We start from the raw sequence: 23,528 nt of genomic DNA on the forward strand, positions 1-23,528 counted from the left end.
GAATGCAAATCGAGGGACGTGTCGTCGCTTGCCGCGACCTCAGTGGCGCGCCATCCAGGCATCCACCTCGCTGCGGGCTTCTTCCTTGGACTTGCCGTAGCGCTGCTGGATCTTGCCTTCGAGCGCCTCGCGGTCACCGGCCGCCTGATCGACGTCGTCGTCGGTCAGCTGGCCCCATTGCTGGCGAGCGCGGCCTTTCATTTCCTTCCAGTTGCCCTGAATCTGGTCCCAGTTCATGCTGGCCTCCTTCCGGTTCCTGTGTGGTCAGGCGCGGAGCACCCGGCCTTCCCCATGCCAACCGAACCGGCGCGGTCTTGTTCCGCCGGACCTAGGGTCAGACCATGTTCTGCGTGAGAAACGGGATCGGCCGACCGAAGCGGCGCGGCGCCGCCCAGGGATAGGGCAGAAGGTATCCCGTGCGCCGGGCGGGCTGGGTATCCCGGTTGGCCTTGGCGAGGTCGCGCCAGGCTTTCGGGGCCGTCGCGGGATCGAGCAGGGCGGGATCGGGGTCGGGAGGGAGCCAGTGGCGCATGACCCGGTCGCGCAGGTGCAGAATCTGCGCGCGGTCGGTCAGCGCAACGCCCAGTTCGGTGTCCCAATGGTGGCTGCGGCCGTTGAGATTGGCCGAGGAGACCACGGCCAGCCGGTCGTCGAAGATCGACACTTTCGAGTGGACGTAGATCACCGGCGCGCCGCAGAGCACCGCGCGGGTGCCGTCGGGCGCGGCGCCGCGCGTCTGGGCGGGGCTGACCACGGTGAGGCGGTCCCCGAAGGCGCGGCGGAGGATCTCGAGGCAGCGCGCCTGCAGATGCTCGCCGAAGCGCATGTCCATGCCGCGGGCGTCCTGGAAGGCCAGCTCCTCCGGCGCGGAGGGCAGGACGACGATCAGGCCCAGGTCCGGCTGCCGGGCGCCGCGGCGGGCGAGGTCGCGGGAGAAGTGAAGGTCGCGCAGGAACTGGGTCTCGAGGTAGATGAAATCGGTGGCGCCCGCGACGCCCTCGAGCGTGCGGTCGAGGATCTCGCAGAGGCCCTCGTCCGGGCCGACCTGGAGGGGATTGCGGCCCGTGGCGCAGAGAGAGAGCGTGCGCAGGAGGCCGGGGCGGGAGGGCGCGATGGGGGTGCGGCGGGCGACCTCGTCGGTGAAGGCGAGGAGGTGGTCCTCGGCCTCGGCCGCGATGGGCCCTGTGAGGGAGAGCTGCACGTCGGCCCAGGTGCGGCTGCCGGCGCGGTCGTGGTCCTTGTCGTCGGCGCGGCGGTCGTCGAGGTCGAGGCCGCCGATGTAGAGACAGCGGCGGTCGATGACGGCGACCTTCTGGTGGTGGGTGACGGGGCGCATCGGGGGGACCGCGTCCTTCTGGACGAAGAGATCGCCGTTCTCGTCGCGGTCGAGGAGTTCGCCGAGCCCGGGGGCGTCCTTCATGTAGTCGTCGCGGCGGGCGGCGCCCTGGGCGTTGAGGTGGTCCGCGATGTCCCGGAGACTCTTGCGGGCGGTGGCGGCGAAGGCGCGGCGGACGGGGCGCCCGGCCTGGGCGGGATGGAGGCAGACCTCGGCGTCGAGGAGGTCGGAGCAGCCTTCCTCGGCGGCGCGTTCCCGCAGGAGGCGGAGGCTTTGCCAGCTCGTGCGGTGCAGGTCGGGGACGGCGACGGGGTCGAAGTCGCTGATGCGCATCCGCACCCGGACCCCGCGGCAGAGCACATGGGCGATGAGATCGGCCCAGGTCTCGCCGATGGCGCGGGCCTCCTCGGACAGAAGCCGCGTCGTGGGATCGAAGATGCGGAAGCCGCAGGTGACGGATGTCTCGGCGGCGAGGACGAGGCGTTCGAACTCCGGGAAGGCCTCCTCTGCGGTGATGAGGACCTTGAGGTCGGGCAGCGGGCCCTTGTCGGCGTCGCGCGGCGGCGGCGGGTCGGCGTCGATGGCGCGGCGGCGCTGGACCCAGTCGCCCACCGCGCGCACGGCGTCGGTGACCTGGAGGCGCTGCAGCGGTCGGATGGGTGTCATTGTCGCGCGTGTCCCTAGACGTGGCCCGGGAGGTCCCTCCCCCGCAGGTACAGGACGCGCGGGTGGACGTGAAGTTCCGGAACAGTCGGGCGCGACGGGACGTTTGACGCGGGACAGGACGCGAGACCCGCGTCCGCTGAAAGGAGGGTTCCCATGGCCATCGAAAGCCTGAAGGACGTCTATATCGAGCAGGTCCAGGACATGCACAGTGCCTGCACGCAATCCATCAAGGCCACGCGGATGCTGAACGAGGTGGCGCAGGACGGCGCGCTGACCGAGGCTCTGGAGGCCGGCATCGCGGGGATCGAGCGCGGACGCGAGGCGATGGCGGAGATTGCCCGCCGCCATGGCGCCGATCCGGCCGGCGAGCATTGCAAGGGCATGGAAGGTCTCGTCGCCGAGGCGAAGGCCGACGTGATCGACGAGGACTATGCCGACATGGACGCGCGCGACGCGGCCATCGTCACGCAGTACCAGCGCATGGCCCATTACGCGATCGCGGGCTACGGCACGATCCTCGCCTTTGCCCGCAGGCTCGGGCTCGAGGACGACGCGGCGACCGTCGCCGAATGCCTCGAGAAATCCTATGACGGCGACCGCCGCTTCACCGAGATTGCCACGAGCGGTCTGAACGCGCGCGCGGCCTGAGCCGCGCAGGACCGAAGTCAGGGGGCCGGAACAGGCGTTCCGGCCCCTTTTCGCGTGCGGCCCGCGATGCTGGCGGAACGCGGCGGGGCGCCGGGCGTTGGGCATGACCCCCACAGGAGAGATCATGGATAAGAGTCCCGCCACGCGCGAGTCCGAACAGGCGTTTGACGAAAGCGAGATCGAGGAGATCGAGCGCAAGACGCCGATCTCTCCTCCGGCCGTCTTCGAGGTGATCCGCAGGGGTGGCGAAAAGGAGCTGATCCGGCCCGGCAGCGCCCTGATGGCCTCGGGGCTCGTCGCGGGGATCGCGCTCGGTTTCTCGGTGCTGAGCGAGGCGCTGCTGCGGGCGCATCTGCCCGATGCCGACTGGCGGCCGCTGATCGAGAACCTGGGCTACAGCGTGGGCTTCATGCTGGTCATCCTGGGCCAGATGCAGCTGTTCACGGAGAACACGATCACGGTGGTCTCCCCTGCCCTCGCCGATCCCAGCGCCGCGGTGTTCCGCGCGGTGCTGCGGGTCTGGGGCCTTGTGCTCGCCGCGAACCTGACCGGGGCGACCGCCTTCGGGTTCATCCTGTGGCTGTCGGCGGACTTTCAGCCGGAGCTATTTGTGGCGCTGGAGGACCTGTCGCGCCATGCCACGGGCTACGACTGGTGGGAGACCCTGTGGCGGGGCGTGGGCGCGGGCTGGCTCATCGCCGCGATGGTCTGGATCACATCGACGACGGAACGGCTGTCCCTGCCGCTCATCATCATCGTCACCTACGTCATCGCGCTGGCGGATTTCTCCCATGTGATCGCGGGCACGACGGAGGCGATGCTCCTGGTGTTCACCGGCGAGATCGGCCTCTGGGCCGCCGCGATCGGCTTCGTGCTGCCGGCGCTGCTGGGCAACATCCTCGGCGGGACGGTGCTGTTCACCCTGCTCACCTGGGCGCAGATCAGGGCGGACCTGCGGCAGGACAAGCACGAGACCCGGTGAACCGCGCTGCGGCCCAGCCCCCGCTCAGGTGCCGTCGAGTTCGCTGGCGAGCTTCAGGACCTTCGTGCCGTCCTGCTGCCGGATGACGACTGCCGGATTGTCGCCGGTGCCGTTGCGGGTGATCTCCGAGCCGTCGCTCCGGATGGTGGTCCGCTCGTGCCTGATGTCCTCGACCTCGCCCTCGGCGGTGCCGTTGCCCCAGGACCATGTGACGGTGTCGCCCTGCTTCATGATGTCTCTCCATTCCGGTTTCCGGTTGCCCTGGCCCCGTGCCGGGCATCGCCGAGTATCGACAGCTCTCCGCGCTGGCGCGGCAGGGCTTCGGGGTATTCGCGCTGGAGCCATTCGACCATGGCCTCCCGCACCTCGCAGCGCAGGTCCCAGGCGGTGGGGGAATTGCGCGCGCTCATCAGGCCACGCAGGGTCACGGTCTCGCGGTCGGTCTCGGTGACCTGGAGGTTGACGACATTGCCGTCCCAGCGGGGGTTGGAGGTGACGAGCTCGGTCAGCTTCTCGCGCACCGCCGCCACGGGCACGGTGTAGTCGAGATACCAGAAGACCGAGCCGATCACGCTGGCCGTCTCTCGGGTCCAGTTCTGGAACGGCTGCTCGATGAACCAGGTGAGCGGGACGACCATGCGCCGCCAGTCCCAGATGCGGACGATGACATAGGTGGCGAAGATCTCCTCCACCCAGCCCCATTCGCCCTCGACGATCACCACGTCGTCGATGCGGATCGGCTGGGTCAGGGCGATCTGGATGCCCGCGATGAGGTTCGACAGGACGGGCCGCGCGGCGAATCCCACGACGAGCCCCGCGACGCCCGCCGAGGCGAACAGGCTGACGCCATACTGGCGCACGCTCTCGAAGGTCATCAGGGCCACGGCAGCGGTCACGAGAACGATCAGGATGTCGACCGCCCGGCGCAGCACCCTCAGCTGGGTGATGAACTTTCGCGCGCGGAGGTTGTCCTCGATGTCGAGCCGGTGGCGGCGGAGGGACCGTTCGGTGAAGTAGCCGGTGAGCAGGATCAGCGTCCAGCCGATCAGCACGATGATCAGCACCAGGGCGCCCTGCTGGACGAAGCGGTCGAGCCCCGGGGGCAGTCTGACATTGGGCACCGAGAAGGCGAGCGCCGTCAGGACGAACACGAGCCGGATCGGGCGGCGGGCCCGCCGCAGAAGGCCGGCGGTCAGGCTCTGGCGGCCGGCGGTGCGACGCAGGAGGAGGCGGAACAGGAGGCCGTGGAGCAGCACCGCGGCAAGGATCGCGCCGACCACGAAGAGGAGACCCCAGACCGAGGACGGCAGAGTCAGGCCGGAGACGGTCTCGTCGATGCGGGAGAGCCACTCCGGCATCGGCCTACCAGAACCAGATGACGAAGCCGGCCATGAGGACGATCAGGATGCCGCTGAGCAGCGTGCGGTCGAGCCAGATCGGCCGCTCGAGCTGGGCGAAGAGGTGCTTCGTCTCGGAGGCGGACCAGACGAGGTCCCTGGTGTTCTCCTTCTCCGGGGCCTTTGTGGCCCAGCTGATGCCGAGATGGGTCGCGATGCCGATCAGCATCATGATCGAGGACATGGCCGTGTAGTGGATCGCGGGCAGGCCCGCCTGCTCCCAGACGTCGAAGACCTCCTTCAGCAGGAACAGCGGCACGCCGATGACGAGGCCGATGAGGATGGTCCAGAAGGCGCCGTTGGCGTTCAGCCACGAGATGAAGATGCCGAGGATGTAGACCACCACGATGGGCGGCACGACATAGGAGAGGGACGACTGGAAGTAGCTGAACAGGCTTTCGAAGTTGGCGATGAGCGGCGCGGTGACGGCGCCGATCACCATGGCGATGCCGGTGACCGCGCGACCGATCCGGATCTGCACCTTGTCGTTCAGGTCGCCTTTCCAGGGCAGGACGAAATCCTTGGTCACCAGCGTGCCCGCCGAGTTGAGCGCGGAGTCGAGGGAAGACATGATCGCGGCGATCAGCGCCGCCATGATCAGGCCGCGGATGCCGATGGGCATGAGCTCGAAGGCGAGCGTGGGAAAGGCGAGGTCGGGGGTCTCGAGGTCGGGATAGAGCTTCAGCGCGATGAGGCCGGGCAGGATCAGCAGGAAGATGTTCGGCAGTTTCAGGAAGCCCGCGAAGAGCGCGCCGATCTGGCCTTCCTTGAGGTCCTTGGCGCCCAGTGCCCGCTGGACCACGAACTGGTTGATCGAAAAGTAGTAGAAGCCGAGCAGGATCACGCCCCAGATGCCGTACCAGGGCAGGAACTCGCTGTCGGCGGGCAGGACGAGCTGGGTCTTCTCGGGTTCGATGTCGACGAAGAGCTCTTCCCAGCCGCCGATGCGGTCGAGGCCGATCCAGAACATCGCCGCCGCGCCGATGATCAGCAGGACCGCCTGCACCGTATCGGTGACGACCACGGCGGAGAGCCCGCCGAGGATCGTGTAGAGGCCCGCGACGAGGGCGAGCACGGCGACGGCGGTCCAGAGGTTGAGAAAGCCGAAGACGTTGGAGATCACCAGTCCGCCCGCGTAGAGCGCGCCCGCCGTGTCGATGAAGAGGATGGCGAGGATGGTGAAGACGGAGAACACCCGGCGGGAGCGCACGTCGTAGCGTTCCTCGAGGAATTCGGGGACCGTCGATACCTTGGCGCGCAGGTAGGACGGCAGGATGAAGATGGCGAAGATGATCAGGACGAAGGCGCCCGTCCATTCCCAGTTGTAGATCGCCACGCCGTTCTCGTAGGCGCCGCCGAGCGTGCCCACGAAGGACGAGCCCGACATGTTCGACGCGAAGAGGGAGAAGCCGATGAGGTACCAGGGCAGGGAGCGGCCGGCGAGGAAGTAGCCGTCGGAGCCCTTGCCCTCGATCTTCTTCGAGACATAGACGCCATGGGCGATGATGACGACGAAATAGGCGACGACGATCACGTAGTCGATGATGGCGAGGTCGAAGGTGGCGTCGCCCATGGGGATGGCTCCTTTGGGGAGGCTGGCGTGCGGTTGCGGGTCCAACCTTGGGTGAACCCGGGGTGTTCCTTCAGCGCGGCGGTCAGCCGGCGCCCGAGCCCGTCAGGCTGCCGCCCACGGTGATGATGGCGAAGCCGACGCTGCTCATCACCAGAAGGCCGAGGACGGCGAAAAGGCCGTCGCGGGCGAGAAGGCCCAGCGCCATGAGCGTGACGGCGCCTCCGAGGATCGAGGAGGAGAAGGGCACGATCTCGAGGAACGGCATGGCGAGGCCGCAGAGCAGGCAGGCGGCTTCGATCACCCAGCGGCCGGGGCGGCGGATCAGCACGGAAAAGCGCTCGCGGGAATGGTCGTCGAGCCATGTCGCGGTCTTGCAGAGCTTCGACAGCGCGGATCTGGCGCGCGCGCCGGTGACCTTCCTGTGGGTCAGGAAATCCGGCAGCCAGAGCTCCGTCCGGTGCGGCCAGATCATCTGGGCGGAGATGATCGCGATGGTGATGCCGCAGAGCGAGGAGAAGAGCGGGATGCCGGAGAGCGGCGAGAGCACCAGAAGCGCGGGCACCATGAGGACGGGGTGGAAGGACCGCTCGCCGAAGGCTTCGACCGCCTCGCCGAGGCTGACGCTGTCGCCCTGGGCGACGCTGTCGAGGCGGTTCACGATGTCCTGCACGGGGTGCGCGCGGTCCTGGGGGTGTTCGGTCGCGTCGGTCATGGTCAGTTCGCCGCGCGCAGGCGGAGTTCGACCGTGTCGGCGAGGCGCAGGGACAGGGCGGCGATGGTGAGTGTGGAGTTCACGCAGGCCGAGGAGGGAAAGACCGAGGAGGACGCGACCCAGAGGTTTTCGGTCCCGTGGACCCGGCAGTCGGCGTCCACGACGCTGGTTTCGGGGTCGGTGCCCATGATCGTGCCGCCCATGATGTGGTTGTTGTTGGCGAAGCCGTCCGAACCGTCGTCCACCGAGACCAGCTCCGCGCCGAGGATGTCCACGATCTCGCGGTAGACCTCTGCGCTGTGGCGCGCGCTGTCGCGCACATAGTCGCCGACCTCCCACCAGATCTCGGGCCGGGCAAGGCCGAGGCCGTCGGTCTGGCTGTCCGAGAGCGTCAGGCGGTTGCGCGCGAGGGGAAGCTGTTCGTGGAAGTTGTTGATCGCGCAGCGGCGGGACGCGAGATCGCGGACGGTCTCGCGCAGCTCCGCGCCGGTCAGACCCTCCTCCACCTTCTCGTCGACGATGCCGGCGACGGAGGAGGCGTTCCAGAGATGCAGCTTCTTCGCCGCGTAACGCGACCGGAACTCGCCGTCGCGCCAGCGCAGGATCGAGGTCATCTCCTGGGGGCCGCGACCGGGCCAGACCGGCTCGGGCATGTCGAAGACGACCGAGGTTCCGGGGTGATCCATCAGGTAGCGGCCCACCTGGTCGGTCGCGTTGCCGATGCCCTCGGGCGCGGTCTCCTGCGCGCTCAGGAGCATCAGGCGGGGCGTCTCGATGCCGTTGGCGGCGAGCACGATCTGGCGGGCGGCGACACGCCATTCCGCGCCGTCCGGGCGCCTGAAGAGGACCGCCTGCGCCACGCCCTCGGCGTCGAGTTCGACGAAGGTCACGACGGCGTCGGGCTCCACGCGGGCGCCCGCGGCCTCGGCGGCCTCGACTCCGTGGATGCCGTTGTACATGGCCCCGATGGGGCAGATCGGCATGCAGTTGTTGGCGCCGCAGCAGGGCGGGCGGCCGTCGTAGATGCGGTTGTTGCGGGCCACGGGCTCGGTCAGCATCTGGAAGCCGTGGGGATTGAGCGCCTCGGCGATGGTGCGGTCCATGTAGCTGAGGGGCAGCTCGTCCATCGGATAGGGCGCGGAGCGCGGGGCGAGGACGGTGTCGGGAGACGCGGCGGCCTCGTCGTTGCTCCCGGCGACGCCCATCCGGGTCTCGGCCTCGAGGTAGTAGGCCTCGAGGTCGTCGTAGGAGAGGGGCCAGTCCCGCCCCACCCCGTAGAGCGAGTTCAGCCGGAAATCGTTGGGCAGGAATCGCCAGGTGGCGGCGGCCCAGTGCCAGGTCGTCCCGCCCACGGCGCGGACGTACTGCTGGTTGTAGGGGTCGGGTCCGGTCTGGATCAGGTGCTCACCCCATTCCGTCGGCCGGGGTGCGGGCGCATGGGGCGGGTTCGGATAGGGCGCCATGAAATGGGTGTCGGCGCTGCGGCGCCAGTCGGCGACGATGGCGTCGCGCGCGATGCGGGGCCCGGCCTCGAGCATCAGCACCGACCGGCCGCGCCGAGCGAGGCTTTCGGCTGCCATCGCCCCCGCCACGCCCGCCCCCACGATCAGCACGTCCGGGGTGAGCGGATAATCGGTGGGGGCCATGGGTGCTGTCCTCTGTCGCTGTCGGATGTCCGGCGCGATGCGGCCGGCACGGCCCGGAAACGCGTCCCGCGCGGGGGTTGTTCCTGAGGTCTCAGCCGCCGCCCGCGAGGGTCTGGATCAGGATCGCCGCCGCATAGACGACGAGGATGCCCACGCTTTCGAGACCGATGTTCCCGGGACCCTCCTTCTGCCGGAAGAGCTGCCCGAGGGTGAGGATCGCCGTCATGATCAGTCCGACCGTGATCCAGAAGAGATCGTCGCGGCCGACCGCGTGGTAGAGAGACCCCTCGCGGTAGGCGCCATCGGCGGCCACGAGAAACAGCGTGTCGAAGGTGTTGCCGCCGATGATCCCGCCCATGGCCAGTTGCAGCGCGCCGCGGCGCACGGCCGCGAGGGTGGTGATCAGTTCGGGCAGCGAGGTGACCACGGCGGTCATCAGCGCGCCCACGACCGAGGCGCGGATGTCGAACCGGTCGGTGAGCTCGCCCGCCACCTGCGCCACGACCCAGCCCGCAGTGGCCATGGCGAGCATCAGAGCCGCGAAGGAAGCCACGAGACGCGGCGTGGAGGGCGCGTCGGCCTCTTCCTCGTCGGGGGTGTCGGTATCGGTCTCCGTGGTCTCGACCGCCTCCCACATGGGCTTCTGCCGCACGAGGTGGGTGGCGTAGACGCCGCCGAGGTAGATCGCGAGCAGCAGGACCGACACCGGATGAACGCCGAGCAGGGTCACGTCCGGTCCGAGCCACGCCGCCAGCGGCAGGGCCAGCATCAGCATCAGCAGCGCGCCCTGGAAGACGTTGGCCATGTCGGCGGCGGCATGTTCGAGATTGGCGCGCCGGTGCACGACGTCGGCGATTGCGAGGAACGCCGTCTGCGCCGCGATGCCGCCGATGCCGTTCGAGAAGGCGAGCGAGGCGCGGCCGTCGACGGCGGCGGTGACCGAGACGATGGTGCCCGAGAGCGAGGTGGAGGCGCCGAGGAGCACGCCTCCGACGATGGCCTCGCCGAGGCCCGTGCGGTCTGCGATCAGGTCGGCCTGGCCTGTCATCCTGGTGCCGCCGAAGACGATGACCAGCGCGGCGACGGCGAAGACGCCCAGAAGGATCGGTGTGGAAAGGGCGCCGAACATGAGCCCACAACCCCGGCGGGCCGGATTGGTTCAGCCACAGCTTCCGGGGTCCGGCGGCATGACCTTCGGGAACCTCCGGGCCGGGCCGCTGGTTCTGTCGGGAACCTTCGGAGAGGCGGACGTGTCAGGCGGCCAGCGCAACGTGATCTGGGCGGCACGCCCCGCCGCGGTCTGGAAGGCCCTGCAATCGCAGGGGCATGTGGTGGCCGCCGTGTTCGTGCCGCCCTGGGCGCTGGCCCTCGGAGAGGCGGAGTGGACGCTGGCGCTGGCGCTGGCGCCGGGCGTGGCGCTGCCGCTCGGCGCGGGACTGGCGGCACGCCGGCGCGGACCGCCCCCGGGTCTGCGGCAGATCGAGGGGATGGCGGTCTTCGTGCTGCTGTTCGTGGTGGTCGCGATCCTCGCGGTTCCCGGGTTCCTCGCCCTCGGGATGCCGCCACTGGATGCGCTGTTCGAATCCGTCTCGGGCATCACCTCGACCGGGCTCACGCTGGCGCAGAACACCATGGACTGGCCGCTGGCGGGGCACCTCCTGCGGGCGTGGATGCAATGGGCCGGCGGCTTCGCCATCGCGGTGGCGGGCGTGGCGCTGATCCTCGGTCCCGGCAGCGGGTCGCGGGGCGCCGCGCAGTCCATCGGGCAGGCGGGGATCGGCGAGCGCGACCTGATCAGCTCGACCCGAGCGCAGGCGCGGTCGCTGCTGATCGTCTACGGGCTGCTGACGATGGCGGCGATCCTGCTCCTGCTGCCGCTGATGCCCTCGTGGTGGGAGGCGGTGGCGGTGGCGCTGACGGCCGTGTCCACGGGCGGCTTCACGCCCCGGCCTGACAGCCTCGCGAGCTACGGCACGGCGGCGCAGGTCGCCACGCTGGTCATCTGCGCGGCCACCGCCGTGTCGCTGCTGGGCTACATCATCGCGGAACGCAGCGGGCCGCGGCTGGCGCTTCGGAAGAGCAACGCCGGGCCGGTGCTGGCGCTGCTGCTGGCGGGACTCGCCCTGACGGCGGGGCTGGCGTGGCGCGCGGGCGCGGACCCGGAGGGCATCCTCGCGGCGGCGCTGAACTATGCCAGCGGGGCCACCACGGCGGGCTTTTCCGTCAGCGCCGTCTCGAACGCGCCGGCGGTGGTGGCGATGATCCTCGCGGGCATGGTGATCGGGGGCGGGATAGGCTCGACGGCGGGCGGGCTCAAGGTGGACCGGCTCGTGGTCTTCGCACGGACCGTGACGCTCACCTCGGTGCGGATGCGCGCGCCGCCGCGGGCGGTCACCGTGCTGGAGGAGCACGGCCACAAGGTCTCGCCGGACCGGCTGATCGGCATGGTGGCGGTGGCGCTGCTCTATGCCGGCACCCTGCTCGCCGCCTGGGTGATCTTTCTCGCGGCGGGGCAGGATGCGCTGGGCGCGCTCTTCGACATCGTCTCGGCGCTGTCGACGGTGGGGCTGTCGTCGGGTCTGACCGGGCCGGATCTGGCGCCGGGGCTGAAGGCGGTGCTGATCGCGGCGATGCTGCTGGGGCGGCTCGAGTTCATCGCGCTTCTGGTCGTGCTCTCGCCCGGCACATGGTCGCCGCGTCCGTTTCAGAACAGCCGGAAAGGAGCATGACATGCGGATCGTCATCATCGGCGCGTCCCGGTTCGGGATCGCGACCGCGGAGCAGCTGATCGAGAACGGGCACGAGGTCGTCCTGATAGACAAGGATGCGACCAAGCTGGAGCACCTCGCGGAAGAGCTCGACTGCGGCTTCATCGAGGGCGACGGGTCGCTGCCCTCTGTGCAGAGGGATGCCTTCGGCGACCATGCGGACGCGCTGGTCGCGCTGACCAACCAGGACGACGAGAACATCCTCGCGGCTCTCGTGGGAAAGTCCGTCGGCTTCGGGAGGGTTGTCCCGCAGATCGTGCGGCAGGAGCTTCTGGCGGTCTGCGAGGAGCTGGAGCTCGAGAACCTGATCACGCCCCATGCCACCGTTGCCCGCTCCATCGTGCGCTCGCTGGAGGAAAAGAGCGAGGCCTCGCTGGACCTGCGCACGCACCGGGCCTTCGAGGTGCTGTTCTACAAGGTCGGCGCGCCCTGCGCCGGGAACACGATCCGCGATCTCGATCTGCCCCGAGACGTGCGTGTGATCGCCCTGTCCCGGGGCGAGGAGGAGCGGCTCGTGGAGAACGACACCCGGCTCGAGGAGGGCGACGGGCTGATCGTCGCCGTGGCGCCCGAGGCACAGGAGCGCATGGACGAGATCATGTCGAAGGAGCGCGGCGAGGAGGAGACCCGACAGGACGGCGAGGAGGACTAGGTGGAACAAGCTCCGGCCGGGACCGTTTTGAAGCCAGTTCACCGATCCCGCGAAAGGAGCCGCCCCGATGATCCCTTTCTCCCGCCGTGCGGTGCTGATGGGTCTTGGCGCCGCCGGCCTGTCGGCCGCTGTCCCCGGACCGGCCAAGGCGCAGAACCCGTTCCAGAGGATCGACGGGCGGCCGTGGTTCTTTCTGTCGGATGCAGAGGCGAGGTTCTTCGCGGCGGCGGGCGACACGCTGATCCCGGGCGACGAGTTTCCGTCGGCGACCCAGGCGGGGGTCGTGGATTTCATCGACCTGCAGCTGGCCGGGCCCTACGGCCAGGGGGCCACGCTCTACCTGAAGGGGCCGTTCCCGCAGGGGACGTCGGCCCAGGGCTGGCAGATGCCCTACACGCCCGCCGATCTCTTCCGCCGCGGCATCGCGCTGATGGGCGACAGCGGAACGCCGCTCGCCGATCTCGATGCCGAGGGGCGCAACGACGCCATGACGCGGCTGAGCGAGGGGGAGACGGACATCGGCCCGGACATTCCGGCGACGGGCTTATTCGACGAGCTCTGGGCGCTGGTGCGCGAGGGCTACTTCGCCGACCCGATCTATGGCGGCAACCGCGACTACGCGGGCTGGGAGATGGTGGGCTTCCCCGGCGCCCATGCCTACTACCTCGATTTCGTCGAGGTGAACGCCCCTTACCCCGTCCAGCCCCGCGGCATCGCCCATGTCCCCGGCACCAACCGCCCGGCGGAGTTCCCCGGCGCGCGGCGGGGGGGCTGAGGCATGGTCACGACGCTTCCCAAGACAGATGTGGTGATCGTGGGTGCGGGCTGGACCGGCCTCGCCGCGGCCTACGAGCTTGCCCATAACGGGCAGCGCTGCGTGGTGCTGGAACGCGGCAGCTACCGCCACGACGCCACCGATTTCGCCGGCCCCGAGGAGCATGACGAGCTGAAATACGCCCGGCGCAAGGAGCACATGATCGACACGCCGGTGAAAACGCTGTCGTTCCGCAACAACCGGGACGAACAGGCGCTCCCGATGCGGCGGCTGGGGTCCTTCCTGCCCGGAAAGGGGCTCGGTGGCGCGGGCATCCACTGGAACGGCCAGCTCTGGCGGCCGCTGCCCTCGGATCTCGAGATGCGCAGCCATTACACGGACCGCTACGGTGCCAGCATCCTCGACGGGATGACCGTGCAAGACTGGGGCGTCACCTATGACGAACTCGAGCCGCATCTCGATTTCTTCGACCGGATCTGCGGGACGGCGGGCATCGCGGGCAATATCGGCGGAGAGATCCAGGAGGGCGGAAACCCCTTCGAGGGGCCGCGGAGCGCGCCCTACCCGAACCCGCCGATGAAGACGCCGCCGCCCTTGCAGCGGTTTCACGACGCGGCGCAGGGCATGGGGCTGCATCCGTTCCAGATGCCCTCGGCGAACGTCACCCAGTCCTACGAGAACCCGTATGGCGCGCAGCTTCATCCCTGCACCTATTGCGGCTTCTGCGAGCGGTTCGGCTGCGGCTACTATGCCAAGGCGGACCCGATCATCTGCATCTACGACCGGCTGAAGGGGCACGAGAATTTCGAGCTGAGGTTCGAGACCCATGTGCTCCGGGTCGAGAAATCCTCGGACGGGCAGACGGTCACCGGGGTGACCTATGTGGATGCCGAGGGGCGCGAGGTGTTCCAGCCGGCGGACGTGGTGTGCCTCAATGCCTACGGGCTCTGGAACGTGCACCTCATGCTCGTCTCGGGCCTGGGCGAACGCTACGACCCCGCCACGGGCGAGGGAACGCTGGGCCGCAACTATGCCTACCAGACCATCGCCGCGGTTTCCGTGATCTTCGAGGAGGACGTCTGGTCGAACCCCTTCATCGGCGCGGGCGCGCTGGGGATGACGGTGGACGACTACAACGGCGACAATTTCGATCACACCGGGCTCGGTTTCGTGGGCGGCGGCTACATCTCGGCCAACCAGACGAACGGCCGGCCGATCAACTATCAGCCGGTGCCGCCCGGAACGCCGTCCTGGGGCCTCGAGTGGAAGCAGGCCCTGCGGGAGACCTATGCGCACCATGTGGGGATCGTCTGCCATGGCTCCTCGATGTCGGTGCCGGAGAACTATCTCGACCTCGACCCGACCTGGACGGACGACTACGGCCAGCCGTTGCTGCGGCTGACCTTCGACTTTCCCGACAACGACCGGCGGATGGCGGCCTGGGTGCTCGACCGCGCCGAGGAGATCGCCCGGAACATGGAGGGCGTGCGGCACATCTCCACCAGCAACAACGCGGCGGAGGGCGAAGCCTATTCCATCGTGCCCTACCAGACCACGCACAACACCGGCGGCGCGGTCATGGGCACCGATCCCGCCACGAGCGTGGTCAACCGCTACGGACAGCACTGGGATTACCACAACGTCTTCGTATTCGGCGCCTGCCTCTTTCCGCAGAACCTCGGCTACAACCCCACGGGTCCGCTGATGGGGCTCGCCTACTGGACGATCGAGCACATGAAGCGGGACTACCTGCCCGATCCCCGCCCGCTGATGGACGCCTGAAGGAGACCGCGATGCCGACGCGCAAGACCAGACTGACCGCCGGCGCCGCTGTCGCGATCGCCGTGGCCGTGGCCGTGCCGATGCTGACGGACGCCCAGGATTACGCGCCCTTCACCGGGGGGCCGACGGCGGACGATCTCGACCGCCTGCTCGAGGAACCGGACGACGCGCTCGTCGTGCCGGGACGCGAGCCCGTGGACGAGGCGACGCTGGAGGCGGGCCGGCTCGTGGCCATGGGCGGCACCGAGGCGGGCGGCTCCTCCATGGCCTGCATCACCTGCCACGGGGCCAACGGGCAGGGCGACGGGTCCGGCGCCTTTCCGCGTCTTACCGGCCAGCCCGCCTGGTATCTCTACAAGCAGCTCGCGGACTATGCCGAAGGCTCGCGTCCGAACCGCGTGATGTCGGGCATCGCCGAGCGCATGACGGAGGCGGAGATGGAGGCGGTGGCGCTCTACTACGCTGCCGTGGATGCACCCTTCCGGCCCGTGCGCGGAGAGGTCAACGGCCTGACGCTGCAATGGGGCGGCCAGCTCGCCGCGGTGGGATCGGCCGAACAGGGCATTCCCGCCTGCGTCAACTGCCACGGGGCCAGCGGCTCCGGACTGCCGCCCTCGGTCCCCTACCTCGCCGGGCAGTATGCCGACTACATGGTGCTGCAGCTGCAGCTCTGGAAGGCCGGAATCCGCGACAACGACGCCATGGACGTGATGTCCACCATCGCTGACAAGATGACCGAGGAGGACATGCGCGCGGTCTCGGAGTATTTCGCCCGCGTCCGGCCCGAGGAGGATCGTCGGGAGGGGTCCGGGGGAGCCGTCCGCATCCTTGAGCAGGAAGAGCCCGTCGCCGCGCCCGATGCGAACGCCCTCCTGCCGCTCGGCGACTAGGCCCGCCATGACCAGCCGTGCCATCAGTCCGCGGGGCGCCGCATGACCGACCGTGCCGACAGCACCCTGGGCGTGTTCGGCGCCCAGTCGAGCCTCCTGCCCGCGGGCGAGGGCGCCGCGGCGGCGCTGGGTCTGACCAACGCGATGACGCTGGGGGGCGCCGCGATCTTCGTCATTGTCATGGCGTTCGTCTGGCTCGCCTGGCGGCGGCAGACGGGCGGGCGGACCTGGTGGATCCTCGGGGGCGGCGTCGTCTTTCCGCTGGTGGTGCTGGCGCTGCTCTTCGTGGCCTCCACCGGCGTCCTGCGCGCGGTGGCGGGCGGACGCGAGGATGCGGCGCTGACGATCGAGGTGACCGGCCACCAGTTCTGGTGGGACGTCGTCTACGACCCCGGGGGCCTTGCCATCCGCGACGCCAACGAGGTGGTGATGCCCGTGGGCGTCCCGGTGCGGATCGTGCTGAAATCAGAGGACGTGATCCATTCCTTCTGGGTCCCCAAGGTCGCGGGCAAGATGGACATGATCCCCGGCCGGGTGAACGAGACGGTGATGACCGCCACCGAGGCCGGCCGTTTCCGCGGGCAATGCGCCGAGTTCTGCGGCCTGTCGCATCCGCTGATGGCCTTCGAGATGGTGGCCGTGCCGCCCGACCATTTCCGCGCCTTCCTCGAGGACCTGCAGGGGGATGCGGCGGACGTGGCGGGACCCGCCGCCCGGGGCCGCGAGGTCTTTCTCGAGGCCGGCTGCGCCGCCTGCCACGCCGTCCGCGGCGTGGCCGAGGGCGCCCGGCTCGGCCCGGACCTCACCCGCGTGGGCGGCCGCGCCGCGCTGGGCGCGGGCATGTGGCCGATGAACGAAGGCAGTCTCGCGGGCTGGATCGCCGACGTGCAGGACATGAAGCCGGGCGCGAACATGCCCTCCTACGCTCACCTGTCCGGCCCCGATCTGCGCGCGCTGGCCCAGTGGCTGGGGAGCCTGCGATGACCGCCCACCCATACGGCCCGGAGCACCGTCTCCCCCGTTTCTCCGGCCCGACATATCCGGGGGGAGTCGCCGCGGGCGACGGGCGCAGCGCCCCCTCCGTCGGCGCCGCCGCCCCCGAAGGAGCCGCGCAATGGCGGTGACCGATCCCGAAACCCGGACCCCCTACGGCGGCGCGCGCAAGGGCGAGCCCGGCAAGACCTTCGACGAGATCTGGCAGCAGCCGCGGGGCCTGCGCTACTGGTCCGCCGTCAGCCACCAGGCGGTCGGCAAGCGGTTCATCGTCACGGGCTTCTGCTTCTTCCTGATCGCCGGGGTCCTCGCGCTCCTGGTCAGGACCCAGCTCATCGTGCCCGGGAACACCTTCCTCGACAGCGAGACCTACAACCAGGTCTTCACGATGCACGGGACGCTGATGATGTTCCTGTTCGCGATCCCCATTCTCGGGGGGTTCGCGGTCTATCTCATTCCGATGATGCTGGGCGCGCGGGACCTGATCTTTCCGCGGCTCGGGGCCTTCGGCTACTGGTGCTACCTGTTCGGGGGCATCATCCTGATGTCGTCGTTCCTCTTCGACGCCGCCCCGGACGGCGGCTGGTTCATGTACACCCCCCTGTCGTCGAACGAGTATTCGCCGGGCGCCGGACCCGACTTCTGGCTCATCGGGATCACCTTCGCCGAGATCGCCTCGGTCGCCACGGCGGTGGAGCTGATCGCAGCCATCCTCTGCGCCCGCGCGCCCGGCATGTCGCTGACGAAGATGCCGATCTTCGCGTGGTACATCCTGATCTTCGCCTTCATGATCGCCGTCGGCTTTCCGCCGCTGATCATCGGCTCGATCCTGCTCGAGGCCCAGCGGCTCCTGGGCCTGCCGTTCTACGACGCGGCGCTGGGCGGCGATCCCCTGCTCTGGCAGCACCTCTTCTGGCTCTTCGGCCATCCCGAGGTCTACATCATCTTCCTGCCCGCCGCGGGCATGGTGGCGACGATGCTGCCCACCTTCGTGGGCAAGCCGCTTTTCGGCTACGGCTTCGTCGTCGCGGCGGTGATCTCCATGGGGTTCATCTCCTTCGGGCTCTGGGCGCACCACATGTTCGCCACCGGCCTGCCGATCCTGTCGCTGACGCTGTTCTCGGCGGCGTCCACCATGGTCGCGGTGCCCACGGGCGTGCAGATCTTCTCCTTCATCGCGACCTTGGCCGAGGCGCGGCCGCGGCTGACGGTGCCCATGCATTTCATCCTCGGGTTCCTGTTCATCTTCGTCCTGGGCGGGCTGACGGGCGTCATGCTCGCGAGCGTGCCCTTCAACCTGCAGGCCCATGACAGCTACTTCGTCGTGGCGCATCTGCATTACGTGCTGATCGGCGGCATGGTCTTTCCGCTCTTCGGCGCCTTCTACTACTGGGCGCCGCTCTTCACCGGGCGGATGATGTCGGAGGTGCTGGGGCGCTGGGTCTTCTGGCTGATGTTCACCGGCTTCAACCTGACCTTCCTGCTGATGCACCTGACCGGGATGCGGGGAATGCCGCGGCGCATCGCGACCTATCCCGAGGGCATCGGCTGGGACAGGCTCAACCTTTTGTCGACGCTGGGGTCCTACATCCTCGCCGCGGGCGTCCTGCTCTTCGTGGTGGATTTCATCCGGCACCGCCGGGTCGGCCCCCATGCAGGACGCAACCCCTGGGGCGCCGCGACGCTGGAATGGCTCTATCCGCTGCCGAATCCCAATTTCAACTTCCACGCCATCCCTGCGGTGCGCAGCCGCGAGCCGCTCTGGGACCAGCCCGAGCTGACGGACCGGCGGGCGGAGCGGATCGACGGCGTCCTGCGCGGCACGGCGGACAGCCGGCGGGAGACGATCTCCTGCGACCCGATCACCGGCGAGCCGATCCAGATCGCGCGCCTGCCGCATCCGACCTGGACGCCGTTCTTCGCGGCACTGGGGCTGGCGGTGGCCTTCGGGGCGCTTCTGGCCTCGTTCTACTGGATCTCGCTCGCGGGTCTCTGCTTCTCGGTGCTGGTGTTCCTTCTCTGGGCCTGGGAGCCCTCGGACGCCGGGGTCCTGCGCCCGGACGGGATGGGGCGGACGCTGCCGGTGGATCTCGCCGACCGGCGCAGTCACACCCATGTGGTGGTCGTGGGCCTGCTGCTGGTGCTTTTCGCGCTCCACGCCTCCCTGATCTTCGGCGGGCTCTACCTGTGGAACGTCGTGCCGGACTTCGCGGAGCTGACGGTCCGGCCCCTCGGACTGCCGCTCATCCTCGCCGCGGGCGCCGCCCTGGCGATGGCCGTCGCGGGGACGGTTGCCCGCCGGTGGGCGCTGTCGGAGCGGATCGGGGCGAGCGGCGCGATGTCGGGGCTCACGGCCCTCCTCGCTGCAGGAACGACGGCGGCGCTGGGTTGGGCGATCCTGCCGGTCTCGCCCTTCGACACGGCGCTGGGCGCGGTGATCTGGGCCACGGTGACCTTCGTCGCCGTCCTGTCGGCGGCCGCGGTGCTCTGGGGGCTGTTCAACCTCGCCCGCGATCTCACCGGGGCCACGCGACCCGGGCAGGCGCGGCACGCCTTCAACCTCGCCACCTATGCCAAGGGCCTCGCCGCGATGGCGCTGGCGACGGCGGGTCTCCTGCTGGCCTTCGCCCTGACGGGAGGCGCGTGATGGAGCGCGGGCGCGATATCCTGGCGCTTGTCGCCCCCGGCCTTGTCTGGGCGGTGCATTTCGTCCTCATCTACGCGCTCATTTCGGCGGCCTGCGCGCAGAGGGCGCTCATCGGTATGGGTACGGTCTGGATCGCGGGGCTGATCCTGACCGTCCTCGGGGTGGTGCTGGCGCTCTGGCCGCTCCGGCTGTCCAATGCGGAGAGCGTCCGCCGGGCGCTTCTCTGGAGCAGCGGCATCTTCGCCGCCGCCATCGTCGCGGATGGCGCGTTCGTCCTTCTCTTCCAGACCTGCGGAGGCTGACATGGATCCTCTCGCCTACGTTCCGTTCTGCGGCCCGCCGCCCGAGCCGGGGGCGCTGATGTCGCGCTGGCTACTCGATCCGGCCCTGCTTGCCGGGCTGGCTGTGGCGCTGGGTCTCGGGCTGTGGCTGGCGCGGGACCGGCGGCTGATGGCGGGGGGCTGGGTGCTGGTCGCGCTCCTTTTCGTGTCGCCGCTCTGCGCGCTGTCGATGGCGCTGTTTTCCGCGCGGGTTGCGCAGCATCTGATGTTGACGCTGGTGGCCGCCCCGCTGATCGCGGCGGCGCTGCCCTCCGTCCGGATGCCGCCGCTCGCGGCGGCGGGGCTCTTCGCCGCGGCGTTCTGGATCTGGCACGCGCCCGCGCCCTATACCGCGACGCTGGAGAGCGACCTCGTCTACTGGGCGATGCACCTGTCGCTGTTCGGGGCGGCCGTGCTCCTGTGGTCGGCGCTCGTGGCGGCGGTGCGGGAGGCCCCATTCGCGGCCTTCCTCGCGGTGGCGGTGACGGCGGCGCAGATGACGCTCTACGCGGTGCTGATCGTGTTGTCGCCCTCGGTCTGGCACGTCTGGCACCTGAGCACGGCGCCGCTCTGGGGACTGTCGGCGCTGGCGGACCAGGCGCTGGCGGGCGCCCTGATGTGGGTCGGCGGGGGACTCCTGATGGCGGTCAGCGTGGCGCTGGTGCTGTCGCGGCGGTTCCTCGCGGGAACAGCCGCGGGCGGCCGGACGTTGGCCGCGCAGGAGAGTTCGACGTGAGACACTGGAAGATCATCCTCGCCGTGGCCCTGTTGATCGCGCTGGTGCTGATCCTCTGGCCGGAACGGGCGCGGGCGCAGTCCAACGCGATCCTCGACTGCACGACCTGCCACGTCACCTCCGGGCCGCCGCCCGAGGAGGCGGCGCTCTATCCCGTGCTGAACGGCAAGCCCTCGCGCTATATCGAGCGGCAGCTCTGGGCCTACCGCGAGGACTACCGGGAGCATCCGCAGATGAGCGCCACGGCGACCGCGCTGGGCGAGGGAGCGGCGGCGGCGGCGCGGCTTTACGCGGACCTGCCGCCGATCCGGGTGACCGAGCCGGAGGGCGAGGCGCCGGCGCTGATCACCGAGGGCGACTGGGAGCGGGGGCTGGCGCCATGTTCCATGTGTCACGGCCTCGAGGAGGACATGCGGGCGCAGCTTGCGCCGCTGCTGCACGGCCAGCCGCGGAGCTACCTCGCCCATGAACTGCGGGCCTATGCGGACGGCACCCGGCGGAGCGACCCGATGGGACGGATGCGCGCCTATGCGAGCCGGCTGACGGAGAGCGAGATCGGCGAGCTGGCGGCGTGGTACGCCAGTTCGCGCGAAGGGGTGGATGTGGAATGACGGAGGCGAGGCTTTCCCGGCGGTCGCTGCTTGCGGGCGGGCTGGCGCTCTCGGCCCTCGCCACGGCGGCTCCGCTGCGGGCTCAGGTGGCGCGGGTGGAGGGTCCGAGCTTCGTGGACCTCGCGGCGCGGCTGCGGGAGCTGACCGGGTTCGATCCCCTTCCCCGCGACCTCCTGTCGGCCTTCGCGGAGGCATCGGGAGAGGATGGCGTGTTCCGGGCCGGGATCATGGAGGACGGCGACGCGGCGGCGCAGCGGCGGGCGATCAAGGCGCTCTATCACGGGATCCTGGCGCCCGAGGGCGACGAGGGCGAGCCGGTGCGGCTGGGCTATGCGAGCGCGCTTCAATGGGCGGCGATCGAGGAGACGAACAACGTGCCGAGCTGGTGCGGGGGGGTTCCGGGATACTGGTCTGAGCCGCCGGAGCTGCCGGGCTGACAGGCGTTCACGATGAGACGGGGGTTCATGTCCTTGATTTCGCATCCGAATCCTGCGCAACGGGTTTCGGGACGGTGGGATATGGGCGTCTTGAGAAATGTGTGCCGAGTGATCCGCACCGGCGTGGCGCCATGACGTGAGTCCGTGCAGCAGGAACGGACAAGAGGGATGACCCGTCGTCCTGACCCCTGCTCCGATCTTTCTGCGATCCGTTGGCTGACCCGGCAGGAGAGCGACGCGGCCCCACCGCGCATCTGCGCGAGGCAATCCGCCACCAGCGTGAATTACGCTTGTCTTGCCCCTTCGTCAGACCGATGAATTCCGCAGATCAGGTCGTCTGGAAGGCAAACGCCCATGACACCCGCAGAACCGAAAGGCCGTGGTCACGCCCCGGGCGGCAGATGACCGAGCGTGCGGAGTTTCCGGAGAACCGGACCCTCAACCTCGTATTCGGCCTCGTCTTCCTCGGTATGGCGGTCGTGTGGTGGGTCCTGCTCTTTCCCTCGGGTGTTCCGACCCTGACCCGGGATACGACGGTGCTGCTGCTGGCGATCGCCGCCATGGCGGGGTTCGGCCTCTGGTCCCTGACGCGCCTGCGCAAGACCGCCGCGGTCGTCGTGGTGGACCATGACGGACTGACGGATCTGCGGCTGATGTCCGACCCGATCCCGTGGTCCGAACTAGATCGGTGCGACCTGGTGGTCGGCTACAGGGGGGTCCGGCGGCTTCGGCTGGTCCTGCGCCCCGGCTCGCCGGTCGCGGCACGGCTGGGCAGGCAAGAGGTCATCGTCAACGACCTGATGCTGACAGGCGGCGCGAGGGGCGTGCGCGAGGCCATCGCCCGGTTCGCGCCGCAGGTTCCGCGCGGCTGGTAACCGCCCGGTCATGCAGGCGCCCGCGTTGCGGCGCGGACCCGGGCAGACCGCGGGGGACGGGGTTCATCGCCTTTTCGGGAGACCCAGGGCGAGGCCCAGGGCGAAACCGGTGAGGGCGATGCCGCCGAGGGCGGTCCAGCGGGCGCGGTCCCCGTCGATGACGAGGGCGCGATCCGCGGCGAGGTGGCCGTACGAACCGGAGGCGGAGGCGGGATAGGGCGCGGGGTCCGCGAGGTTGTCCTGGCGGGGGCCCTCCTCCGGCCGGTCGGACATCTGCGCCTCGGCGCCGTCGGCGGCGAGCTTGTGGTCGAGCCAGTCGGGCGCCACCGCCTGACCCGCGGAGAGTTTCAGGACCGTGTTGCCCACGAGCAGTTCCCGCGGCCCCTCGAGCGCGGCGCGCAGGATCGCGTCGGCGGCGACTTCGGGGCTGTAGACCGGCTCGGCGGGCTTCGGTTGCCGCGGCAGGCGGTTGCGGGCCCAGTCGAATTGCGGCGTGTCGATGGAGGGAAGCTGCACGAGCGACAGGGTGATGTCGCGCCCCTCGCGGATCAGCTCGGACCGGAGCGAGCCGGTGAATCCGTTGATCGCGTGTTTCGAGGCCACATAGGCCGACTGGAAGGGCACGGAGCGGTAGGCGAGGCCGGAGCCCACGTTGACGATAGCGCCCCGGGTCATCAGGCGCAGGGCGGCGCGGCACCCGTTGACCTGGCCGAGGAAGGTGACGGCGACGATGCGCTCGAACTCGGCGGGCTCCACCTCGCGGAAGGGCGAGAACGAGGTGAGCATGGCGCAGTTGACCCAGATCTCGGGCGTGCCGAGTTCCGCCGCGAGCGCGTCGGCGGCTTTTTCGAGGGCCTCGTGGTCGGAGACATCGACGCTGGCTGTCACGATGCGGGGCAGTCCGCCCTCGCCGGGACCGTAGGCGCGGGCAATCTCCTCCAGCCGGTCCTCGCCCCGGGCGATCACGCCGACGCGGCAGCCCCGGGCCACGAGCGCATCCACCGTGGCGCGGCCGACGCCCGCCGAGCCGCCGCAGACGATGGCGGTCTTTCCGTGCAACTGGTCCATGTCATGCCTTTCGC

General features: G+C 69.6%; 23 protein-coding genes. 14 read left to right on the forward strand and 9 right to left on the reverse strand.

Annotated elements, in window-relative coordinates:
* Nucleotides 1-39: 39 nt before the first annotated feature.
* Nucleotides 40-237, reverse strand: a complete 198-nt coding sequence (locus EAT49_RS05550; RefSeq protein ID WP_123641291.1) for a CsbD family protein — start codon at nt 235-237, stop codon at nt 40-42.
* A gap of 97 nt (nt 238-334) precedes the next feature.
* A complete protein-coding gene (locus EAT49_RS05555) occupies nt 335-2,002 on the reverse strand; it encodes a phospholipase D family protein (RefSeq protein ID WP_123641292.1) in 1,668 nt (555 codons plus the stop codon).
* Nucleotides 2,003-2,155: 153 nt separating this feature from the next.
* On the opposite strand from EAT49_RS05555, the gene EAT49_RS05560 reads away from it, so the two are divergent.
* Together EAT49_RS05560 and EAT49_RS05565 are read left to right on the forward strand one after the other, a co-directional pair.
* Nucleotides 2,156-2,650, forward strand: a complete 495-nt coding sequence (locus EAT49_RS05560) for a DUF892 family protein (RefSeq protein ID WP_123641293.1) — start codon at nt 2,156-2,158, stop codon at nt 2,648-2,650.
* 124 nt (nt 2,651-2,774) lie between these two features.
* On the forward strand, nt 2,775-3,632 hold the full coding sequence (locus EAT49_RS05565) for a formate/nitrite transporter family protein (protein ID WP_185020662.1): 858 nt from the start codon (nt 2,775-2,777) through the stop codon (nt 3,630-3,632).
* A gap of 24 nt (nt 3,633-3,656) precedes the next feature.
* Here EAT49_RS05565 and EAT49_RS05570 read toward each other — a convergent pair whose 3' ends face one another.
* The 6 genes from EAT49_RS05570 to EAT49_RS05595 form a co-directional block, all read right to left on the reverse strand.
* On the reverse strand, nt 3,657-3,863 hold the full coding sequence (locus EAT49_RS05570; RefSeq protein ID WP_123641295.1) for a hypervirulence associated TUDOR domain-containing protein: 207 nt from the start codon (nt 3,861-3,863) through the stop codon (nt 3,657-3,659).
* A complete protein-coding gene (locus tag EAT49_RS05575; protein ID WP_123641296.1) occupies nt 3,860-4,990 on the reverse strand; it encodes a mechanosensitive ion channel family protein in 1,131 nt (376 codons plus the stop codon). Before EAT49_RS05575 ends, EAT49_RS05570 begins: the two co-directional genes overlap by 4 nt.
* Nucleotides 4,991-4,994: 4 nt before the next feature.
* Nucleotides 4,995-6,602, reverse strand: a complete 1,608-nt coding sequence (locus tag EAT49_RS05580; RefSeq protein WP_123641297.1) for a sodium:solute symporter — start codon at nt 6,600-6,602, stop codon at nt 4,995-4,997.
* Between the two features lie 82 nt (nt 6,603-6,684).
* A complete protein-coding gene (locus EAT49_RS05585; RefSeq protein WP_123641298.1) occupies nt 6,685-7,314 on the reverse strand; it encodes an exopolysaccharide biosynthesis protein in 630 nt (209 codons plus the stop codon).
* 2 nt (nt 7,315-7,316) lie between these two features.
* Nucleotides 7,317-8,960, reverse strand: a complete 1,644-nt coding sequence (locus EAT49_RS05590) for a GMC family oxidoreductase (RefSeq protein WP_123641299.1) — start codon at nt 8,958-8,960, stop codon at nt 7,317-7,319.
* A gap of 91 nt (nt 8,961-9,051) precedes the next feature.
* The gene (locus EAT49_RS05595; protein ID WP_123641300.1) at nt 9,052-10,089 is read right to left on the reverse strand and encodes a sodium:calcium antiporter; all 1,038 of its coding nucleotides are present in this window, start codon (nt 10,087-10,089) and stop codon (nt 9,052-9,054) included.
* A gap of 58 nt (nt 10,090-10,147) precedes the next feature.
* On the opposite strand from EAT49_RS05595, the gene EAT49_RS05600 reads away from it, so the two are divergent.
* The 12 genes from EAT49_RS05600 (at nt 10,148) to EAT49_RS05655 (ending at nt 22,446) form a co-directional block, all read left to right on the forward strand.
* Nucleotides 10,148-11,689, forward strand: a complete 1,542-nt coding sequence (locus EAT49_RS05600) for a TrkH family potassium uptake protein (RefSeq protein ID WP_185020663.1) — start codon at nt 10,148-10,150, stop codon at nt 11,687-11,689.
* A 1-nt stretch (nt 11,690) separates the two neighbouring features.
* A complete protein-coding gene (locus EAT49_RS05605) occupies nt 11,691-12,380 on the forward strand; it encodes a potassium channel family protein (protein ID WP_123641302.1) in 690 nt (229 codons plus the stop codon).
* Between the two features lie 67 nt (nt 12,381-12,447).
* Nucleotides 12,448-13,155, forward strand: coding sequence for a gluconate 2-dehydrogenase subunit 3 family protein (locus EAT49_RS05610; RefSeq protein ID WP_123641303.1), 708 nt, complete (start codon nt 12,448-12,450; stop codon nt 13,153-13,155).
* A gap of 3 nt (nt 13,156-13,158) precedes the next feature.
* Nucleotides 13,159-14,937, forward strand: a complete 1,779-nt coding sequence (locus EAT49_RS05615) for a GMC family oxidoreductase (RefSeq protein ID WP_123641304.1) — start codon at nt 13,159-13,161, stop codon at nt 14,935-14,937.
* An 11-nt stretch (nt 14,938-14,948) separates the two neighbouring features.
* Nucleotides 14,949-15,827: a c-type cytochrome gene (locus tag EAT49_RS05620; RefSeq protein ID WP_123641305.1), complete on the forward strand. Its 879-nt coding sequence runs from the start codon at nt 14,949-14,951 to the stop codon at nt 15,825-15,827.
* A 42-nt stretch (nt 15,828-15,869) separates the two neighbouring features.
* Nucleotides 15,870-16,811 carry a cytochrome c oxidase subunit II gene (coxB, locus tag EAT49_RS05625; protein WP_123641306.1) on the forward strand — a complete coding sequence of 314 codons (942 nt, stop codon included), beginning with the start codon at nt 15,870-15,872 and terminating at the stop codon, nt 16,809-16,811.
* A gap of 130 nt (nt 16,812-16,941) precedes the next feature.
* Nucleotides 16,942-19,467 carry a cytochrome c oxidase subunit I gene (ctaD, locus tag EAT49_RS05630; protein ID WP_123641307.1) on the forward strand — a complete coding sequence of 842 codons (2,526 nt, stop codon included), beginning with the start codon at nt 16,942-16,944 and terminating at the stop codon, nt 19,465-19,467.
* Complete coding sequence (locus EAT49_RS05635) at nt 19,467-19,769, forward strand: hypothetical protein (RefSeq protein ID WP_123641308.1); 303 nt, start codon at nt 19,467-19,469, stop codon at nt 19,767-19,769. The genes ctaD and EAT49_RS05635 overlap by 1 nt, the downstream gene beginning before the upstream one ends.
* A 1-nt stretch (nt 19,770) precedes the next feature.
* A complete protein-coding gene (locus EAT49_RS05640; protein WP_123641309.1) occupies nt 19,771-20,523 on the forward strand; it encodes a cytochrome c oxidase assembly protein in 753 nt (250 codons plus the stop codon).
* A complete protein-coding gene (locus EAT49_RS05645) occupies nt 20,520-21,134 on the forward strand; it encodes a c-type cytochrome (RefSeq protein WP_123641310.1) in 615 nt (204 codons plus the stop codon). The genes EAT49_RS05640 and EAT49_RS05645 overlap by 4 nt, the downstream gene beginning before the upstream one ends.
* Nucleotides 21,131-21,571, forward strand: a complete 441-nt coding sequence (locus tag EAT49_RS05650) for a sugar dehydrogenase complex small subunit (RefSeq protein ID WP_123641311.1) — start codon at nt 21,131-21,133, stop codon at nt 21,569-21,571. Before EAT49_RS05645 ends, EAT49_RS05650 begins: the two co-directional genes overlap by 4 nt.
* A 401-nt stretch (nt 21,572-21,972) precedes the next feature.
* Nucleotides 21,973-22,446: a hypothetical protein gene (locus EAT49_RS05655; protein ID WP_123641312.1), complete on the forward strand. Its 474-nt coding sequence runs from the start codon at nt 21,973-21,975 to the stop codon at nt 22,444-22,446.
* A gap of 63 nt (nt 22,447-22,509) precedes the next feature.
* Here EAT49_RS05655 and EAT49_RS05660 read toward each other — a convergent pair whose 3' ends face one another.
* A complete protein-coding gene (locus tag EAT49_RS05660) occupies nt 22,510-23,514 on the reverse strand; it encodes an SDR family oxidoreductase (protein WP_246003768.1) in 1,005 nt (334 codons plus the stop codon).
* Between the last annotated feature and the right edge of the window lie 14 nt (nt 23,515-23,528).

It is taken from the genome of Histidinibacterium lentulum (assembly GCF_003789055.1).
Taxonomy (GTDB): domain Bacteria; phylum Pseudomonadota; class Alphaproteobacteria; order Rhodobacterales; family Rhodobacteraceae; genus Oceanicola; species Oceanicola lentulus.

Coding starts and splice junctions, on each gene's coding strand:
- coxB (WP_123641306.1), top strand. CDS start 15,870: ATGACCGACCGTGCCGACAGCACCCTGGGCGTGTTCGGCGCCCAGTCG.
- EAT49_RS05615 (WP_123641304.1), top strand. CDS start 13,159: ATGGTCACGACGCTTCCCAAGACAGATGTGGTGATCGTGGGTGCGGGC.
- EAT49_RS05575 (WP_123641296.1), bottom strand. CDS start 4,990: ATGCCGGAGTGGCTCTCCCGCATCGACGAGACCGTCTCCGGCCTGACT.
- EAT49_RS05585 (WP_123641298.1), bottom strand. CDS start 7,314: ATGACCGACGCGACCGAACACCCCCAGGACCGCGCGCACCCCGTGCAG.
- EAT49_RS05580 (WP_123641297.1), bottom strand. CDS start 6,602: ATGGGCGACGCCACCTTCGACCTCGCCATCATCGACTACGTGATCGTC.
- EAT49_RS05560 (WP_123641293.1), top strand. CDS start 2,156: ATGGCCATCGAAAGCCTGAAGGACGTCTATATCGAGCAGGTCCAGGAC.
- EAT49_RS05620 (WP_123641305.1), top strand. CDS start 14,949: ATGCCGACGCGCAAGACCAGACTGACCGCCGGCGCCGCTGTCGCGATC.
- EAT49_RS05600 (WP_185020663.1), top strand. CDS start 10,148: ATGACCTTCGGGAACCTCCGGGCCGGGCCGCTGGTTCTGTCGGGAACC.
- EAT49_RS05650 (WP_123641311.1), top strand. CDS start 21,131: ATGACGGAGGCGAGGCTTTCCCGGCGGTCGCTGCTTGCGGGCGGGCTG.
- EAT49_RS05565 (WP_185020662.1), top strand. CDS start 2,775: ATGGATAAGAGTCCCGCCACGCGCGAGTCCGAACAGGCGTTTGACGAA.
- EAT49_RS05605 (WP_123641302.1), top strand. CDS start 11,691: ATGCGGATCGTCATCATCGGCGCGTCCCGGTTCGGGATCGCGACCGCG.
- EAT49_RS05555 (WP_123641292.1), bottom strand. CDS start 2,002: ATGACACCCATCCGACCGCTGCAGCGCCTCCAGGTCACCGACGCCGTG.
- EAT49_RS05570 (WP_123641295.1), bottom strand. CDS start 3,863: ATGAAGCAGGGCGACACCGTCACATGGTCCTGGGGCAACGGCACCGCC.
- EAT49_RS05640 (WP_123641309.1), top strand. CDS start 19,771: ATGGATCCTCTCGCCTACGTTCCGTTCTGCGGCCCGCCGCCCGAGCCG.
- ctaD (WP_123641307.1), top strand. CDS start 16,942: ATGGCGGTGACCGATCCCGAAACCCGGACCCCCTACGGCGGCGCGCGC.
- EAT49_RS05590 (WP_123641299.1), bottom strand. CDS start 8,960: ATGGCCCCCACCGATTATCCGCTCACCCCGGACGTGCTGATCGTGGGG.
- EAT49_RS05550 (WP_123641291.1), bottom strand. CDS start 237: ATGAACTGGGACCAGATTCAGGGCAACTGGAAGGAAATGAAAGGCCGC.
- EAT49_RS05610 (WP_123641303.1), top strand. CDS start 12,448: ATGATCCCTTTCTCCCGCCGTGCGGTGCTGATGGGTCTTGGCGCCGCC.
- EAT49_RS05595 (WP_123641300.1), bottom strand. CDS start 10,089: ATGTTCGGCGCCCTTTCCACACCGATCCTTCTGGGCGTCTTCGCCGTC.
- EAT49_RS05660 (WP_246003768.1), bottom strand. CDS start 23,514: ATGGACCAGTTGCACGGAAAGACCGCCATCGTCTGCGGCGGCTCGGCG.
- EAT49_RS05635 (WP_123641308.1), top strand. CDS start 19,467: ATGGAGCGCGGGCGCGATATCCTGGCGCTTGTCGCCCCCGGCCTTGTC.
- EAT49_RS05655 (WP_123641312.1), top strand. CDS start 21,973: ATGACCGAGCGTGCGGAGTTTCCGGAGAACCGGACCCTCAACCTCGTA.